We start from the raw sequence: 17,101 nt of genomic DNA on the forward strand, positions 1-17,101 counted from the left end.
GCTCCCCTCCCCCGTATCGAGCCCCGCCGGACCATCCGCACGAGGTACGACCATGCTGGCCCGCCCGCCCCCGTCCCGCTCGGGCCTGTGGATTACTGGCGGGTTGTGGACAACCTCGCCACCGTCGCGTACTGCTCCCGCACTTCGCGGTACCGCAGCAGCTCCGCCGCGACCGGCTCCAGCACCCGGGCCCGCCCGCACCCGGCCGCGGCCTGCCGCAGCCGCCGCTCCGCGTCCTGCCCGTACCGGCGCGCGGGGCCCCGCGCCGCCATCGAGCAGGCCCATTCGACGAGCGGCCCGCCGACGATGCCCGCCACCATCAGCAGCACCGGCGGCATCAGGCGCGGCTCCAGGACCCCGATGATCTGCCCGGTCAGCCACAGTCCGCCGAAGATCTGGAGCAGTGTCATGGCCGCCTGCGCCAGCACCGCCGCCGGCCACCACTTGGGCCGCGGCGGCTTGGCCTTGGGTACGGCGACGGCCGCGCCCAAGGTCACCGCGATCTCGTCCAGCGCCTCCGGCAGCCGCTCGGCCCCCCGCACCGCCGTCTCCCGTACCGCCTGCGCCCACGGCTCGGGCAGCCCGACGGCCGCCTCGTCGGCGACGATGCGTACGGCCTGCTCCACCCGCTGCCGGGCGGTGACCTCCTCCTCGGCCGGCGCCTGCACCGCCCCAGGGGAACGCCCGATCGCCGCGAGGGCGGCCAGCCCCGACAGGGAGCGCGGGGCGCGCCTGCTCTCGTACCAGCGCCACAGCCGCAGCCACGGCGTCCCGCACGCCTTGCCGGCGTTGCGCCGCCAGGCCCGTTCGGCGGCGAGCCCCGCGGCGTACGCCCCGACCGCCTCCGCGAGCCGGTCCTCGAACGCGGCGCGCGCCGCCTCCCCGATCCGGGGACCGGAGTGCCCGTCGGCGACGTACAGCGGATGCAGGCGCGCCGCGGCCCGGTCGACATCGGCGGAGATCCGCCGGGTCGCGGCGCCCTTCTCCTGGGTGAACTGTCCCAGCAGCTCGCGGAGTTCCCCGACCCCTTCGCCTGTCAGCGCGGACAGCCCGAGGACGGTGGCGCCGGGCTCGCCGTGCTCGCCGAGCGCCATGCCGTCCTCGTCGAGCAGCCGCCGCAGGTCGTCCAGGACCAGGTCGGCGGCCTCCCCGGGCAGCCGGTCCACCTGGTTCAGGACGACGAAGGTCACCTCCGCGTGCCCGGCCAGCGGCCGCAGGTACCGCTCGTGCAGCACGGCGTCGGCGTACTTCTCCGGGTCCACCACCCACACCACCGCGTCGACGAGCGCCAGCACCCGGTCCACGTGTTCGCGGTGCGCGACGACCGCCGAGTCGAGGTCCGGCAGGTCCACGAGGACCATCCCGCGCAGCGCCTCGGCCTCCGAGGTCTCCCGGGGCCGGCGTCGTAGCCGTCCCGGGATCTCCAGCCGGTCGAGCAGCCCGGCGGCCCCGTCGGACCAGCTGCAAGCGATCGGCGCGGCGGTGGTGGGACGGCGCAGTCCCGTCTCGGAGATCTGCACTCCCGCGAGGGCGTTGAAGAGCGTGGACTTTCCGCTTCCGGTGGCTCCGGCGATCGCGACGACCGTGTGCTGGGGGGAGAGCCCGCGTCGCGCCGCCGCCTCGTCCAGCACCCGACCGGCCTCGGCGAGGCTGGTGCCGTCCAGGATGCGGGTCCGCGACAGCCCCACCAGTTGGCGCAGCGCGTCCAGCCGGGTCCGCAGGGCCTGCGCCTCGGGGCTGGGCGGGGGCGCGGGCACCTTGCCGCCGTCACCGCCGGCTCCGGAGACGGCCCGCACGAGCGCGTCGTCGCCGTCGTCGCCGTCCGGGCCCTCGCCGGTCGGCCTGGGGCGCGAGCGTGCGATGAAGCCGTCGTCCCAACGTTCCTCGCTGCGGTCGGTCAAGGCGCTCACCGTCTCACCTCTCCTTCTGCAGTACGGACAACGCGGCGATCAGCTCGGCCTGTGGTTCGGGGGTCACTTCGAGTGCTTCCAACGGGGCGAGCCGGCGGTCCCGTTCGGCGCGCAGCACCTGGTCGAGGTGTTCGCCGACGAGTTCCCCGCCCCGGTCGCGCAGGCGCAGGGCGGCCTGCGCGCCGATCCGTTCGGCGAGTTTCTCCCCGGCCGGCCGGGCCCTTTTGCCGCCGAGGAGGGCGGCGACGAGCAGGGCGGCGACGCCGTCGGGGTCGGGCGGCGGCTGCCGGTCGAGTTGCGCGACCTCTTCCTCCGCCAGTTCCTCCAGCACCCGCCGCCAGCGGCGTACGGCCATGCCGATACGTTCCGCCGCTTCGCGGTCGGGGGCGGGCAGGGGTACGGCCGCGGCGGCGGGTTCGCGCCGCCAGGCGTCGACGATCCGCTCGTCGGCCGCGGCCACCGCGCACTGCAACAGGGCGGCCAGGGATTCGGCCAGCGAGTCGAGCAGTTCGTCGGCGCTCGTGTCGAGGGGGTAGCCGCGCCAGCGGGTCAGGGCGTCACCGGCGAGTACGGCCCCCCGGTCGAGCCGGTTGCGCACCCGCCGGCCCTCACGCTTGTACGCGTCCTCGACGGCGGCGGTCAGCCGTACGGCGGCGGCGTGCTGGGCGGCGACGGCGGAGGCGAGTTCCGGCATGCGGCGGCCGAGGGAGTCGAGCGCGCCGAGCGCGGTCCGTCCGACTGCGTACTGGCGGGCGGCCGGGTCCGTGGCGTGGTGGCAGAGCCACTCGAACAGCGGCGCGACGGCACTGGCCGGCAGCAGCCCACCCCCGCCGGCCGATTCGGGCAGCTCCGGGACGGTGAAACGCGGTACGTCACCGAGTCCGGCCCGGGTGAGCAGGGCCCCGTACTGCCGTGAGACGTCGGCGAGCACCTGGTGCGGGACCCGGTCGAGGACGGTGACGAGGGTGGCCTTGTACTGCTTGGCGGTACGCAGGAGATGCCAGGGGACGGCGTCCGCGTACCGGGAGGCGGTGGTGACCATCACCCACACGTCGGCGGCGCAGATCAGCTCGGCGGCGAGTGTCCGGTTCTCGACGACGAGGGAGTCGATGTCGGGGGCGTCGAGGAGGGCGAGGCCGCGGGGGAGGGTGGAGACGGTCTCGATCCGCAGTTCGCGGGTGGTGTGCTGCGGTCCGCGCGGATGCGTCCTTCTGGGTGTGGGGCGTACGTCCTCCTCGTCCTGGGGCGCCCATACACGGGTGAGGTCGGGCAGGACCCGCAAGCCGGCGAACCAGTGGTGGTCGTCGGGGTGGCAGACGAGCACGGGGATGCGGGTCGTGGGGCGCAGGACACCGGCTTCACTCACCTGGCGTCCCACGAGAGAGTTGACGAGGGTGGACTTACCGGCCCCGGTGGACCCGCCGATGACGGCGAGCAGCGGCGCCTCGGGCGCCTTGAGCCGGGGGACGAGGTAGTCGTCGAGCTGCGCGAGCAACTCGGCTCTCGTCTGACGGGCGCGCGGGGCGCCGGGCAGGGGCAGCGGCAGACGCACGGACGCGACCCGGTCGCGCAGGGCGGACAGGGCATCGAGCAGCTGAGGCCGAACATCCAAGGTCACCACATGCGAAGAATGCCCAATTTAAGGCCATTTTTGAAGCTTATACGCCCTCTGCGCGCCGACCGCGACTCCAGCGGGACATCATGGACACGGCGGACGAGTGGGACGCAGGCATAACGAGTGCACAACACCCAGGGGCGCCGCGGCGCAAAAGCGATGCGAGAATCGCACCTGCCTGCGATTATCGGACCGCTTCACCGAACCTCCACATCGTGGCACGCGGGTGAAGCAACCGGGACAAGGCGACCGGAGCCCTATCCTTGACCCGGCACGGACACAGTCCCACCCCCACCCAGGGGCTCCAGGCCACCACGGCCACCTTCCGGCCCCCGTAGCTCAGTGGATAGAGCAGGTGCCTTCTAAGCACTTGGCCGCAGGTTCGAGTCCTGCCGGGGGCACTCTCTCCACACCGCCGAAGCCCTCCCCCCGGGGAGGGCTTCCGCGCAGGACCCCTCCCCCGGCGCCGCCGCCCCGCCCACCTGCCGCCGCCCACCGCCCGCCCGTCCTCGCCGGGCGCCGCCTCGGCGTCCCGCGCGCGCTGGCGGACGCCATCGCCGTCCAACTCACCCGCGCCGATCCTTCTCCGGCGCTCCGGCCGCCAAAGAACACAGCCGAGGAAATCGACGCGATATTCGGAACCACGGTCCGATGTCGCTATCCGGAAATGCGGGACGACTTCGGATCAACGAGCGGTTTCGACAGATTCCGGGTCGGCCGGCGGATCGGACGACGGCCGTTACGGTCGCCACCCGGCGGGCCGACGGCCCGCGATACCCTGGGACGCCGCCGAGCCCTGGACGCCATGCCCCGGCCGGTCGAAGCGCCGGCAGCCGCCCCCATCAACTCACTGGAGATCAGGTGCATCCCGTCCAGATCGTGGACTTGTTCGCAGGCCCTGGCGGACTTGACGTGGCCGCCGAGAAGTTGGGCGTGGCCGCGGCGGGCGTGGAATGGGACTCCGCGGCCTGTACGACGCGGCGCGCCGCCGGCCTCGTCACCGTGGAAGGGGACGTGCGGCTCTACGGCCCCTCCCGCTTCCCGGACGCGGACGTACTGGCCGGCGGACCTCCCTGCCAGACGTTCACCGTCGCGGGCAGCGGGGCGGGCCGCAGGGCGCTGGACGACGTGCTCGCTTTCGTCGCACGCATGGTGGCCCGGGAGGAACGCGAGGAAATCGCGAAAGACCTCTCGAAGATGGAAGACGAGCGGACCGGATTGGTCCTGGAGCCCCTGCGCTGGGCGCTCGAAGCAATCGACATCCGCGACAAGCCCTATCGCGCCATCGTCCTCGAACAGGTTCCCGCGGTACTGCCGGTCTGGGAGGCGTATGCGGAAATCCTTCGAGGCGAGGGATATTCCGTCGATTGCGGCCTTTTGCGGACGGAGGCGTACGGCGTTCCCCAAACACGGAAAAGAGCCGTTCTCATCGCCCGCATGGGCAAGGAGAACGTGAGGCTTCCCTCGCCGACGCATCGCACTTACCGCAAGGGGCTTCCCCGCACCGCGGGCGACCGCGGCTTGCAGCCGTGGCGGACCATGGGAGAGGTGCTGCCCGAGCGCGAGTCCCCCTTCCACGTGGTGTCGAATTACGGGACGGGAGGGGACCCCAAAGCGCGTGGACGGCGCAGCTCTTCGGAGCCCTCCGCCACCGTGACCGGCAAGATCTCCCGCAATCGCGTGGTGGCGGCCGACGGGAGCGAGGACCGGTTCTCCCCCTCCGAAGCCGGCCGTTTGCAAACCTTCCCGACGGACTATCCGTGGCGGGGGCGCGATGTGGGCCAGCAGATCGGAAATGCCGTCCCGCCCCGCCTGGCCATGCACGTTCTGTGCGCCGCGTTCGGTTGGGCTCCCCCTTCCGACGCGATGCTGCGGTCGCTCGAAACGTGGAAGGCGGAAGCGGCGTTCGTGCCCGACGCACGGGTCCCGGAGCCCGAGGTCGCGGGCGTGGCGGAGTACGCCTGAGCGGCACAAGCGGGGCCGCCCCTGACACGGTCCTCCCGCACGACTGCGCCCTCCCTGCGCGCTCGTGGACGTGAAGGCATCCGAACTCCTTGCCCGACAGCACCGCGTGGTGCCCGTTGTGCGGGTCACGGTGGACGCCGCCACGATCGAGCGCACGCTGTCGTCCCGCGGAGATCTACCGGCCGGGCCCGCTGTGGCGCTTCCGCGCCGTCGGGCGCAGGGCCACGACCACGGACTGGCACCCCTCGCCCGGTCGTTCGGCGTGGACGTCGCGGAGTGAGCCGGTCCGGCGGCCCGTGGTCCGGGTGGTGGAGGTGCGGAATGCGGGCGACGCGGGCAGGGCGGCGGGGTCGCGGGGGTCAGGTCGTCGCTCCGGCCGGTTCGGGGACCGGGGCGAGTCGTCGTGCGGCGAACTCACGGTTGACGAGCGTCTGCTCGCGATACGCCTCGGGCAGGTCCGGCAGCGCCAGCAGACTGTCGCAGGCTTCGAGCGAGGCGGCGTGGTCGCCCACCCAGTAGGCCGTGATCGAGTATTCGAAGAGCAGTCCCCAGCGGTACACCCACGGCTGGGTGAACAGCAGGTCGTCCGGCCGTGGCCGGCCGAGCACGGGCCGGACGAACGCGTGCGCCGAGTGGTAGCGGCCCATTCGGCGCAAGCGGGTGACCAGTTCGTAGCACGCTTCGAGGCGGTCCGGGCGCGACTCCCAGGCCCGCGAGAGGGCGTCCATGGCGGACGGCCAGTCCCCGGAGTCGGCCCGGAGGATCCCGGACTGGAGCAGGGCGAAGTACACCTCTTCGGCCCAGCCGCCCAGTTGCGCGCGGCGCTCGTACAGGGTGATCGCCTCGTCCGCGCGACCCATGTCGCGGAGGGTCTGGGCCAGGTAGAAGACGGTGCGGGGGTCGTCGGGGTCGCGCGCGAGTTCGGCGCTGAGCAGCCGCTCGTCGCGTTCGAACTTGTCGTGCTTGGAGCCGCCGTCGCCGTAGTCCTCGATGACGAGCGCGTCCAGGTTCTCCTGGGAGTGGGCCTGGTCGGCGGTCAGGTACTCGTGGGTGACGCCTTGGTACCGCCAGGGGAGGTCGCCGCGGACCAGGCGCTTGATGCGGTACTCGGTCGGGCCCTCGTGGCGGAGCATGTAGGCGTCGGCCGTCAGCGGCGGAAGCGGGTGGTCGCGCCGGATGACCAGGTCGGCGTCCAGCAGGAGCAGGTAGTCCGCGCGGCCCCGGGCACGGGCGATGTTCAGGCTCCGGTTGTGGCCGAAGTCGCGGAACGGTTCCTCGTGGAGTTCGCCCGGGATGCCGTGGAGCGCCGAGCGGATCAGCTCCTGGGTTCCGTCGGTCGAGCCGGTGTCCGAGATGACCCAGGTGTCGATGAGGTCGCGGACGGAGGCGAGGCAGCGTTCGATGACCTTCGACTCGTTTTTGACGATCATGCAGAGGCAGACGGACGGCTTCACGGCATCACCATTTCGGGCGGTTCGGGCCGGGCGACCTGGCGAGATGCGACCTTAGGGACCGTTCCGGAGGGGCCGAGGGCGGCACGCCGAGGCACCCGGGCGGGTTCGCCGGAGGGCACGCGTCCGTTGGAGGGTGGCCTTGTAGTCCAATCCGTTAATAGGCTGGCAAAAGACTCAAGTCACCGCATTCCGGCTCCGATGACGGCAGGGGAAGCGTGAATCCGCTTCCGGAACGACACCTCTGATCCTGCTCGACAAGGAGCACACGAATGAGTCCTGGGCCCACGAACCGGTCCTACCTCGGACCGCTTCCCCAACGCGGCAGCCTGTTGAAGGGCGGCGTCGTCGCGTCGCTCGCCCTGCTGCTGACGGGAATCGCGAGTCCCGCGATCGCCATGGCGCCGCATGCCGTGACCTCGGCCGACATCCGTCTGTCGGGTCCGGTAATCGGTGGCGACGACGACCACTGCCAGGGAAGGCCGCCGCACCACCACGACGAGGGACGTCCGGAGGACGGTACCGGGCAGGACCAGAACGGGCAGGCTCGACTCGGGCAGACCGGCCCGGAGAAAGTGGTGCCGGGGCGGCCGGCTGCCAAGAAGGCGGCCCACGGCGACCGGTGCGAAGGTCCGACGGGACCTACCGGCCCCGAGGGTCCTCCCGGACCGACGGGTGACACCGGACCGACGGGTGACCCGGGGCCGGCCGGACCGGCGGGCGCGGCCGGACCTGCGGGACCTCAGGGCGTGGCCGGACCGGGCGGACCTCAGGGGCCTGCGGGCGTGGCCGGACCTGCGGGACCTCAGGGCGTGGCCGGACCGGCGGGACCGACCGGTGCGACCGGTGCGACCGGTGCGACGGGCGCCACCGGCCCGTGCTCCGACATCGACGCCCTTGCGCCCTCCGACACCGAGGACTTCCAGGCCGTGCTGACCAACGGTAAGACGTACGTCGGCAGGGCAGCCTCGCTGGGCGGGACGATCGTCTGGCAGGACCTCACCAACACCACAGCCACCATGACCGACCCCGCGAACCCGAACTACCCCGCCGGGGTCTGCGGCATCGCCATCGAGGCGAACGACACCGATGCCTACGTCAAGGCGGTGACGGTGACCGGGACCGTGTGGCAGACACACGGCGACGTCAGCGGCACGACGTTCGTCTGGGACGAGCCCTGGCTCCAGCAGACGACCCCGACTCCGGTGAATCCGCTCCGGGCCAGGAAGCAGCCGATGGCCATGAAGCCCGCCGCCGGCCCGAAGGGTGCCGTCGTCCCGACGGGCATGAAGCGCCCCTGACCCTGCGCGTCATGGCGTACGGAACTACGAGGTAGTGCGGTGATGTGTGCTGTGTCCGTCGGTTCGCCGGGGACACAGCACACGGTCGCGTCCGGGGCGGCTCGGGGAGCGGGCGCAGGCCACCCGGAACGGGAAGCCGAACGGGTTGTCCGGCGAGGTGGTGCGGTAGTCCGTCGTCCAGTCGAAGGCGTACGTCGCCCAGTTCCCCCGGTGCGTGCGTGTCTCGGGCCAGGCGTCGTAACTCGCGGCGCTGGTCTGGGTCCAGCCGCTCAAAACCCGTGGCTTGTCCACCGGGGGCGCGACGGCTGGCGGACCGGCGGCCGTGGCGGCGAGGAGCGGCGCGAAGAGGCGCAAGGCGATCCTCCGAGGGTGACGCCGGCGGTCACGGCTCCTCTAACGCGGCGCGGACCCCCAGATGTCGGGGTGCGAGGCGGGACGTACGCCTCAGGTATGACACCGCCTCGGTTGTCGACGGAACACCGGGCGGGGAAAGGGCGATGGGGACGGCGGTGCCCTTTCGGAGCCGTGACCGGGGCCGTTCCCCCGGCGCGCGTGTGCGGGAAGCGCCGGCGAGGGGCGGGACGGTGACGCTGCGCGCGGATGCGGGGGTCGGTCCGGAGACGGGCACAGCTCTCAGGTAGGAGCCGTGTCAGACTTTCGGCAGGTTTTTGATTCGTTCTGCGGAGGGACGCGCGAGCGGGCCCCCAAGCGAACACTTGACGTTATGAACCGCCGTCCGCTCGTCCTCGTCGCCGCCACAGCGGGAGTCCTGACCACCGCCGCCCTCGCCCTGCCACACCTCCCGCCGAACCCGGTCTCCGAATCCTTCAACGAGAGCGTGTTCAAGGAGAAGGGGAAGCACTTCGCGACCGCCGCCGACGCGCTCTCGCGCGGTGACGCGCCGGTGCACGGGGACCGGACGTTCGCCCTGCCGAGCTGGGTGCCCAAGGACGCTACCGACATACGGGTACGGGTGCGCACCGACGGCAAGGCCCGACTGATCCGCTTCACGCTCGGCGCGACCCCGTTGGACGGCCCGCAGTGCGCCGCGGCGACGCCCCACAAGGTCCGGGGCCCCGGATTGAACGCCCGGTGGTGGCCGGGTGACACCAGAAAGGACGCCCGGCCTGAGTGCCGGGACCACTACCAGTACCAGGTCGCGGTGCGCGGGAAGCGCGTCTACGCCTGGACCGATGGGACGCCGTCGCCGGGCGGCCTCATACCCCAGCAGGCGCCCCCGGCGGTGCGGGCGTCCGCCCCGCGGTAGCGCGGCAGGCCGCTTCGGTGGTGCGGGGGGCAGCGGTCCGTCAGGCGGCTCGCAGTGCCTGGGCGGTGGCCCGGGCGAAGCCGTCGGGGATGTCCAGCATGATGTTGTGCCCGCGGTCGGGGATCGGGACGACCGTGACGCCGGGTGCGGGCCCACCCGGTCGGCCATCTCGGCCCAGCCATCGGGGCGGCTGTCGACTCGTCTACCCTCGTCGGGTGACGGTGTACGTGAACCAACTCGGCGGTGACCCACCGCGCGTCGGCCTGCCGCCCGAGGGCGGGGCCGTGATCGTGTGGGCCTTGGACACGGGGCGGAGCGTGGTGGCCGGGCACGCGGTGGAGGAGGCGGCGGCGGTACTGGACGCGGCGGAGCGGGAGCGCGCCGGGCGTCTCGTGCGACCCGGCGACCGGCACGCCTACCTGGCCTCCCACCTGGGGCTTCGGGCGCTGCTCGGTGGGTACCTGGGTGCGGCTCCGGCGGACGTCTCGTTGATCCGTGAGGAGTGCCCGTGCTGCGGGGGTCCGCACGGGCGCCCGGCGGTGGCGGGGGGTGGGGTGCACTTCTCGCTGTCGCACACCGCGGGAGTGGCGTACCTGGCGTTCGCCGCACTCCCGGTCGGGGTGGACGTCGAGGCCACTCCGGGCCCGGCGGTGGTGTCGGACGTGCTGAGCACGCTGCATCCCGTGGAGACGGCGGAACTCACGGCGTTGGCGGAGGCGGACCGGCCCGTGGCGCTGGGCCGCCTGTGGGCGCGCAAGGAAGCCGTCCTCAAGGCGACGGGCGCGGGGCTCGCGCAAGGCATCGCCGAGCCGTACGTCGGCTCGGGCCCGACCCCGGCCCAGGTGGCGGGATGGACCCTCCGAGACCTGACGGCCCCGCCGGGCTACGCGGCTGCGGTTGCCCTGGCCGGGCGGTAGAGGGTACTGCCGCCGCCCCGGCCGTCCCGGTGGTGCACGGCTCCGCCGCTGCCCCGACGGGGCGCATGCCGTGCTGGCGGCCTGGGACGTACCGCTCCGACGGGGCGGAGAACGACACCGCAGCGACCGCCTGGTGGGGCACCGTGCCGTGCCGCTCCTGCCGTCTCCAGGGACAGGGACAGAACGCCGTCGCCCCGGGCTGTGGTCGGTAGCGGGCCGGATCCCCTCCCGCGAAGGGCTGCGTTCCCCCTTGTCCCGTGCGGGAGTCCGCGCGGGCGCAGGCGCTCGGTGCCCGGCATCGGGTTGGCTTGGCACCCGCGCGCGACGGGGTTGGAACACCCGTGCGAGGAGCGGCCGGGAGCGGCGTGACCCCCGCGGCGGCGGGTCGCTGCCCGGCAGGAGGCCCTGCCGCTCCCCCGGCGGGGCGGTGAACAGACCCGGCGTTGCGCCTGCCGGGCGCATGGCGTGAGCGGTGGGTTCGTCGGGGCCGGGGTGGGGGCCGGCCCTGCCGCGACGGGTGGACGGCCGGTGGGGGCGGGCGGTCCACGCCGGCGCCCGTCGTGGGGTGGCGGGCCTATCATCGCCGTCATGGAGATCCGTCGTGCCCGGACCGTAGCCGAACTCGTCGCCGCCGAGGGACTGTTCGACGGGGCCGCCCGGCAGGAGTGGGCCGAGCGGTTCCTGGCCTCGCCCGGGCACCTGATGCTGATTGCGTACCTCGACGGCGTGCCCGCCGGGATGGTCTCCGGTGTCGAGATGAGCCACCCCGACAAGGGCACCGAGATGTGCCTGTACGAACTCTCGGTCGATGAGGGCTGTCGGCGCCGCGGCATCGGCCGCCGGCTCGCCCTGGCCCTAGCCGACGAGGCGCGCGCACGCGGCTGTTACGGCATGTGGGTGGGGGTCGACACCGACAACGAGGCGGCCCTGGCTACGTACGCCTCCGCCGGAGCGCGGGACGAGGGCGTCTTCGCGATGCGCGGCTGGCCGTTCTCCCCCGACGCCGGCGCGCCTGACACCCCGTAACCCCTCCGGTGGCGTGTCGGGGGCCACTCGGCGCACCCCCCGCGCGGGCGCCCCCCACCCGGCCGAGCATCGCGGCATGACCGCATTCACCGCGCTGCTCCCGGCCGCCGCCCTCCTGGCGACGGCTGCCCTGTCCACGGCTCCGGCCACCGAAGCCCCCACCGCCCCGTACGTCGTGGTCCTCAAGGACGGCGCCGCCCGGGCCCTGGCCGCGGGCCGCGCCATGGCCGCGGAGGCGGCGGAGGCGGGGGACGAGGTCGTGGCCGTCTACGACACCGCCCTGAACGGCTTCGCCGTACGCACCACCGCGGCCCGCGCCGCCGAGCTGGCCGCCGACCCGCGCGTGGCGTCCGTCGAGCCGGACACCGAATTCCGGATCAATGACACGACCCAGCCGCTGGCCCCCTGGTCCCTCGACCGGATCGACCAGCGCGACCTCCCGCTCGACGGTTCGTACACGTACGCCACGGAGGGCGAGGGCGTGACCGTGTACGTCATCGACACCGGGATCAACACGCTGCACCAGGAGTTCGGGGGCCGCGCCCGGGCCGGCGTGAACGCCGTGTGGCTGGAGGGCTCCGACGACTGCAACGGCCACGGCACGCATGTGGCGGGGACGATCGGCGGGGCGACGTACGGGGTGGCGAAGGGGGTCTCCCTCGTCTCGGTGAAGGTGGCGAACTGCCGGGGCAGCGGGCGCCTGTCGTCCCTCGTCAACGGCATCGACTGGATGGTCAAGGACGCCACCAAGGCCGCCACGGCGGCGGCAGCGAAGACCGCGGCGGCCAAACAAGCGGCCAAGGAAGCGGCCAAGGAAGCGGCCAAGGGCACCGTCCAGGACCCCACGCCCGCCACACCCGCCGTACCGGCCCTCACGCCCGCCACACCCGCGACCGGCCCCACGCCGGCCGCCGCCCCCGACCCCGCGTCCCTCACCGCCACCTCCGCCGCGCCCGCCGTCGCCAACATGAGCATGGGCGGCACCCGCAGCCGCGCCCTCGACGCGGCCGTCACCCGGGCCGTCGCCGCCGGGATCACCTTCACCGTGGCCGCCGGGAACTCCGGCAAGGACGCCTGTACAGGCTCCCCCGCCCGCGTCCCCGACGCAGTCACCGTCGGCGCCACCGACACCACCGACCGCCGCGCCGCCTTCTCCGCGTACGGACCGTGCGTCGACCTCTCCGCCCCCGGCGTGGGCATCACCTCGGCCTGGAAGGGCTCCGCCACCGCCCTCGCCCGGGCCACCGGCACCTCCATGGCCGCCCCGCACGCGGCCGGGGTCGTCGCGCTGATCCTGGCGGACGGCACCCCGAAGACGCCCGCCCAGGTCACCCGGAACCTGCTGCGCAGCGCCGTTCCCGACCGGATCACCGGCCTCCCCGCCGGCACCCCGAACCTCCTCCTGCACACCCCGACCACTCCCTGATTCCGGCGCCCCTCACCCGGCCTGATGGGACATCAATGTCTGTGCGCTTCGGCGCCGGGCAAGTCATTGACTTCTCATCACCGCGACGCGTCAATGTCGACCTCCGCACCGGCTCGCCCTCCCCCTCACAGCGGGTGGGGGGAGGTTCGTCTGACGAAGGAGTCGCGACCCAGTGAGTACAACGTTCCGACGAAGAGTGCTGGCCGGGGCGGGCGCGTTGTCCCTGGCCCTGACGGGTGGCGTCGTGGCCATGACGGGGACGGCCCAGGCCGCTACCAAGACCACCCCGGTGCCGGTGAAGTGTGTCGCCCCCGCCCCCCAGCCGGGCGCCAACGGCACCCAGGACTACACGATCACGGTGCCGGACACGGCGAAGGCCGGTCAGAGCGTCCCCATCACCATCGACCCGGGCGAGACCCCCGTCATCCCGATGTTCACCATCGACACGGTCAACACCATCAAGGCGAAGCTGCTCGTCGGCGGGGTCGCCCAGACGGTCACCAGCCCGGCCGTGCCCAGCCACCAAGAGGCCAACAAGAAGTCCGACCCGCCCGCCTTCAGCGGGACCATCAGCATCCCGGACGGCAGCGAGGGCACGACGCTGCAGATCACCATCGACCAGGTGGTCACGGACGCCGACCTCGGCGGCACCGTCTACACCACCACCTGTACGCCTGATCCCCGCCCCAGCGCCTCCGTCGGCTCGATCGCGGTCGAGGCGCTGCCCAAGGACCCGGTGACGACCAAGGTCACGCCCAACAGCGGCAAGGCGGGCACGGTCGTCGCCGTGACGGGTGCCAACTTCCCGGCCGGTCCGGTGACCTGCTCCGCGCTCCTCGCGGGCACGGCCACGGGTGACACCGGCAGTGGTACGGCGGACGCGTCCGGCGCCGCGACCTGCGACCTGAGGGTCACCAAGAAGGCCGACGCGATCAGGATCGACGGCTCGGTCTCCCCGTACAGGTCGTTCGTGTTCGTCGAGGACCAGGCCGGCGTCAAGAACCCCGTCGACGTCGAGGTGCTGCCCGGGCCGCTGGCCCTCGGACCGAAGGACGGCCTGCCGGCGGTCAGTTTCGGCGCGGTGACCATCAACGGCAAGGCGCAGTCGGTGTTCGGCGCGTTCAACGCGGCCACCGTGCAGGACTTCCGCGGGGGTTCGCTCGGCTGGGACGTCACGGCGACCCGTACGCCGTTCCTGAACGCGGTCACCGGCCACTCCATGGCCAAGGCGCAGATCGGCATCCAACCGTCCTGCACGGTGACCAACCCGGACAGCCCGAGCACCTGCACCGCCGGTGCGCCCGGGGCCATCACGGACACCCCGATGAAGATCGCCTCGCAGGCGGCCGGCGGTGACGAGCTGACCGGCGGCGAGTTCGCGGTGGGCGGCGCGGCGATGCTCCAGCTGCCGCCGTTCATGTTCGCCGACACCTACGAGTCGGTCGTGACCTTCTCGATCGCCTGATCCGGCACCGCGGGGGTGGTGCGGCGCCTGCCGTGCCGCCCCCGCGGAGCCCCGCCCGTAGACGTGGCCCGACTGGAGCACCGACATGCGCCCCCGCACCCCCTCCCGCCCCGGCACCCCCTCCCGGTACAACCTGTTCCTCGGCCTGCTGCTGCCCGTCGCGGCGCTGCTGTTCGGCGCGCCCGCCGCGAGCGCCGCCGACAACGGCACCTGGGGGGTGTTCCCGACGCCGCCGCCCGGAGCGGCGATGACGAACCGGCCGTACTTCTTTCACCAGGGCGCCGCCGGGAGCACCGTCGTCGACAGCGTGACGATCCTGAACTCCTCCGACAAGGAGCTGACCTTCCGGGTCTTCGCGACCGACGCCGTGAACACGCCGGTCGGGGGCGCTTTCGCGCTGTTGCCGGTCGAGACGAAACCCAAGGACGTCGGAGCCTGGATCACCCTGCCGCCCGAGACGGCGCACCCGGTCACCGTCCCGCCCAAGGGCCGCAAGGACGTCCCCTTCACGGTGAAGGTCCCCGCGGACGCCGCCCCGGGCGACCACATCGGCGGCATCGTGGCGCTGAACACCGCGGTGGAGGGGGTGCGGCAGGACGGCAAGGTTCAGGTCGGGGTGAGGCGTTCGGTGGGCGCCCGCCTGTACGTGCGGGTGTCGGGGCCGGTGACGCCGGGGCTGTCCGTGGAGGACGTCCGGGTCGAACGGCACGCGCCCCTGCTGACCTGGGTCGAGAGCGCCTCCGCGACGCTCTCGTACAGCCTGGTCAACCGGGGCAACGTGGTGGTCGAGCCGCGGGTGACGGTGTCCGCCGAGGGTCTGTTCGGGCGTACGGTACTGGACCGGCCGGCCCGCGACCTGAAGCTGGTGCTGCTCCCGGGGCAGCGGATCGAGCTGACCGAGCCATGGCCGGACGCCCCGCAGTCGGACCGGGTGCACGTCCACGTCAAGGCCGACGCCACCGCCTACCCGGAACTGCGCGCGCGGGCCGGTACGGACTTCCTCGCCGTCCCGTGGCCCGCGGGCGGCGCCGTCCTCCTCCTCGCGGGCGCCACCCTCGCCGTGCGGGTCCTGCGCCGACGCCGACACCGGGCCGAGGCCGAACCGTCCGAGCCGGCGGCCGACCTGGCCGAAGCCCGCTGACGGGGCGGGGCAGGACAGGGCGGGGCGTAACGGGCTCGCCCCCCGCGTGAGGGTTGCGGGGGGCGAGCGGTCGGACGGCAGGGATGTCCCGGTACCTCTCAGTACCTCAGTGGTTGCGCGGGAAGCCGAGGTCGACGCCCACCGGGGCCTCGGACGGGTCCGGCCAACGGGTGGTGACGACCTTGCCCCGGGTGTAGAAGTGGATGCCGTCGTTGCCGTAGACGTGGTGGTCGCCGAAGAGGGAGTCCTTCCAGCCACCGAAGGAGTGGTAGCCCACCGGCACCGGGATCGGCACGTTCACGCCGACCATGCCGGCCTGGATCTCCAGCTGGAAGCGGCGGGCGGCGCCGCCGTCGCGGGTGAAGATCGCGGTGCCGTTGCCGAACGGCGAGGCGTTGATGAGTGCCACGCCCTCCTCGTAGGTCTCGGCGCGCAGCACGCACAGCACCGGCCCGAAGATCTCGTCGCGGTAGGCGTCGGAGTCGGTCTTGACGTTGTCCAGCAGCGACAGGCCGATCCAGTGGCCGTTCTCGTTGCCCTCGACCGTGTACCCGGTGCCGTCCAGGACCACGTCCGCGCCCTGGTCGGCGGCGCCCTTGACGTAGGAGGCGACCTTGTCGCGGTGGGCGGCGGTGATCAGCGGGCCCATCTCGGAGGTCGGGTCGTTGCCGGGACCGATCTTGATCTTCTCGGCGCGCTCGCGGATCTTGTCCACCAGCTCGTCGGCGATCGAGCCGACGGCCACGACCGCCGAGATCGCCATGCAGCGCTCGCCCGCCGAACCGTAGGCGGCCGAGACGGCGGCGTCGGCGGCGGCGTCCAGGTCGGCGTCCGGCAGCACCAGCATGTGGTTCTTGGCGCCGCCCAGCGCCTGGACCCGCTTGCCGTTGGCGGAGGCGGTGGTGTGGATGTGGCGGGCGATCGGCGTGGAGCCGACGAAGGAGACGGCGGCGACGCCGGGGTGGGCGAGCAGCGCGTCGACGGCGACCTTGTCACCGTGGACGACGTTCAGGACGCCCGCCGGGAGGCCGGCCTCCGTCGCCAGCTCGGCCAGCTTGTTCGCGGCCGACGGGTCCTTCTCGCTCGGCTTGAGGATGAAGGTGTTGCCGCAGGCCACGGCCAGCGGGAACATCCACATCGGCACCATCGCCGGGAAGTTGAACGGGGTGATGCCCGCGACCACGCCCAGCGGCTGGCGGATGGAGGAGACGTCGACGCGGTTGGAGACCGACGTCGACAGCTCGCCCTTGAGCTGCGTGGTGATCCCGCAGGCCAGCTCGACGATCTCCAGGCCGCGCGCGACCTCGCCCAGCGCGTCCGAGTGCACCTTGCCGTGCTCGGCGACGATCAGCTCGGCGATGGCGTCGCGGTTGGCGTCCAGCAGCGCGCGGTAGGCGAACAGCACCTTCGTACGGGCGGCCAGCGAGGACTGGCCCCAGCTGCGGAACGCCTCGGCGGCGACCTGTACGGCCGCGTCGACCTCCTCGGCGGACGCCAGGGCGACCTGCGTGGTGACCTCGCCGGTGGCCGGGTCGGTGACCGGGCCGTAGTTGCCCGACGCGCCCTCGACGGTCTTGCCACCGATCCAGTGGTTGACGGTCTTCATGTGCCTTGCTC

The 17,101-nt window shown here is 72.9% G+C and carries 12 protein-coding genes, 1 tRNA gene and 3 pseudogenes; 10 read left to right on the forward strand and 6 right to left on the reverse strand.

Features of this window, described 5'->3' with window-relative positions:
* Positions 1 to 92: 92 nt before the first annotated feature.
* Both ABZ934_RS10590 and ABZ934_RS10595 read right to left on the reverse strand, forming a co-directional pair.
* On the reverse strand, positions 93 to 1,910 hold the full coding sequence (locus ABZ934_RS10590) for a GTPase (protein WP_361311116.1): 1,818 nt from the start codon (positions 1,908 to 1,910) through the stop codon (positions 93 to 95).
* 4 nt (positions 1,911 to 1,914) lie between these two features.
* Positions 1,915 to 3,522 carry a dynamin family protein gene (locus tag ABZ934_RS10595; RefSeq protein WP_361311118.1) on the reverse strand — a complete coding sequence of 536 codons (1,608 nt, stop codon included), beginning with the start codon at positions 3,520 to 3,522 and terminating at the stop codon, positions 1,915 to 1,917.
* Between the two features lie 331 nt (positions 3,523 to 3,853).
* Here ABZ934_RS10595 and ABZ934_RS10600 point away from each other — a divergent pair.
* The 3 genes and pseudogenes from ABZ934_RS10600 to ABZ934_RS10610 all read left to right on the forward strand — a co-directional run.
* Positions 3,854 to 3,926, forward strand: a tRNA-Arg gene (locus ABZ934_RS10600).
* A gap of 478 nt (positions 3,927 to 4,404) precedes the next feature.
* A complete protein-coding gene (locus tag ABZ934_RS10605) occupies positions 4,405 to 5,490 on the forward strand; it encodes a DNA cytosine methyltransferase (protein WP_361311120.1) in 1,086 nt (361 codons plus the stop codon).
* 112 nt (positions 5,491 to 5,602) lie between these two features.
* Positions 5,603 to 5,770, forward strand: a pseudogene (locus ABZ934_RS10610) (TerD family protein); the annotation flags it as partial.
* Between the two features lie 79 nt (positions 5,771 to 5,849).
* Here ABZ934_RS10610 and ABZ934_RS10615 read toward each other — a convergent pair.
* A complete protein-coding gene (locus ABZ934_RS10615) occupies positions 5,850 to 6,944 on the reverse strand; it encodes a glycosyltransferase (RefSeq protein ID WP_361311123.1) in 1,095 nt (364 codons plus the stop codon).
* Between the two features lie 269 nt (positions 6,945 to 7,213).
* Here ABZ934_RS10615 and ABZ934_RS10620 point away from each other — a divergent pair, with 269 nt between their 5' ends.
* Complete coding sequence (locus ABZ934_RS10620; protein WP_361311125.1) at positions 7,214 to 8,242, forward strand: hypothetical protein; 1,029 nt, start codon at positions 7,214 to 7,216, stop codon at positions 8,240 to 8,242.
* A 108-nt stretch (positions 8,243 to 8,350) separates the two neighbouring features.
* Here ABZ934_RS10620 and ABZ934_RS10625 read toward each other — a convergent pair.
* A pseudogene (locus ABZ934_RS10625) lies at positions 8,351 to 8,602 on the reverse strand (phospholipase A2); the annotation flags it as partial.
* A 364-nt stretch (positions 8,603 to 8,966) separates the two neighbouring features.
* Between ABZ934_RS10625 and ABZ934_RS10630 the strand changes: the two are divergent.
* Positions 8,967 to 9,509: a hypothetical protein gene (locus tag ABZ934_RS10630; RefSeq protein ID WP_361311127.1), complete on the forward strand. Its 543-nt coding sequence runs from the start codon at positions 8,967 to 8,969 to the stop codon at positions 9,507 to 9,509.
* A gap of 40 nt (positions 9,510 to 9,549) precedes the next feature.
* On the opposite strand, the pseudogene ABZ934_RS10635 reads toward ABZ934_RS10630, so the two are convergent.
* A pseudogene (locus tag ABZ934_RS10635) lies at positions 9,550 to 9,657 on the reverse strand (alpha/beta hydrolase); the annotation flags it as partial.
* A gap of 67 nt (positions 9,658 to 9,724) precedes the next feature.
* On the opposite strand from ABZ934_RS10635, the gene ABZ934_RS10640 reads away from it, so the two are divergent.
* The 5 genes from ABZ934_RS10640 to ABZ934_RS10660 all read left to right on the forward strand — a co-directional run bounded on the left by ABZ934_RS10640 (position 9,725) and on the right by ABZ934_RS10660 (position 15,484).
* On the forward strand, positions 9,725 to 10,426 hold the full coding sequence (locus ABZ934_RS10640; protein WP_361311130.1) for a 4'-phosphopantetheinyl transferase superfamily protein: 702 nt from the start codon (positions 9,725 to 9,727) through the stop codon (positions 10,424 to 10,426).
* 588 nt (positions 10,427 to 11,014) lie between these two features.
* Positions 11,015 to 11,452 (forward strand): GNAT family N-acetyltransferase, encoded by a 438-nt coding sequence (locus tag ABZ934_RS10645; protein WP_361311132.1) that lies wholly within the window; start codon positions 11,015 to 11,017, stop codon positions 11,450 to 11,452.
* Between the two features lie 76 nt (positions 11,453 to 11,528).
* A complete protein-coding gene (locus tag ABZ934_RS10650) occupies positions 11,529 to 12,878 on the forward strand; it encodes a S8 family peptidase (RefSeq protein ID WP_361311134.1) in 1,350 nt (449 codons plus the stop codon).
* 172 nt (positions 12,879 to 13,050) lie between these two features.
* A complete protein-coding gene (locus ABZ934_RS10655; RefSeq protein ID WP_361311137.1) occupies positions 13,051 to 14,343 on the forward strand; it encodes a hypothetical protein in 1,293 nt (430 codons plus the stop codon).
* Positions 14,344 to 14,428: 85 nt separating this feature from the next.
* Positions 14,429 to 15,484, forward strand: coding sequence for a DUF916 domain-containing protein (locus ABZ934_RS10660; protein ID WP_361311139.1), 1,056 nt, complete (start codon positions 14,429 to 14,431; stop codon positions 15,482 to 15,484).
* A 106-nt stretch (positions 15,485 to 15,590) separates the two neighbouring features.
* Here the strand turns inward: ABZ934_RS10660 and ABZ934_RS10665 are convergent, their stop codons facing one another.
* Entirely contained in the window at positions 15,591 to 17,090 is a 1,500-nt protein-coding gene (locus ABZ934_RS10665; RefSeq protein ID WP_361311141.1) for a CoA-acylating methylmalonate-semialdehyde dehydrogenase, read from the reverse strand.
* Positions 17,091 to 17,101 lie beyond the last annotated feature (11 nt).

Source organism: Streptomyces sp. NPDC046557, from assembly GCF_040645975.1.
Lineage (GTDB): Bacteria > Actinomycetota > Actinomycetes > Streptomycetales > Streptomycetaceae > Streptomyces.

Bases quoted from the DNA above. Each gene is read 5' to 3' on its own strand.
- ABZ934_RS10620 (WP_361311125.1), top strand. From the start codon at position 7,214: ATGAGTCCTGGGCCCACGAACCGGTCCTACCTCGGACCGCTTCCCCAA.
- ABZ934_RS10630 (WP_361311127.1), top strand. From the start codon at position 8,967: ATGAACCGCCGTCCGCTCGTCCTCGTCGCCGCCACAGCGGGAGTCCTG.
- ABZ934_RS10645 (WP_361311132.1), top strand. From the start codon at position 11,015: ATGGAGATCCGTCGTGCCCGGACCGTAGCCGAACTCGTCGCCGCCGAG.
- ABZ934_RS10650 (WP_361311134.1), top strand. From the start codon at position 11,529: ATGACCGCATTCACCGCGCTGCTCCCGGCCGCCGCCCTCCTGGCGACG.
- ABZ934_RS10660 (WP_361311139.1), top strand. From the start codon at position 14,429: ATGCGCCCCCGCACCCCCTCCCGCCCCGGCACCCCCTCCCGGTACAAC.
- ABZ934_RS10665 (WP_361311141.1), bottom strand. From the start codon at position 17,090: ATGAAGACCGTCAACCACTGGATCGGTGGCAAGACCGTCGAGGGCGCG.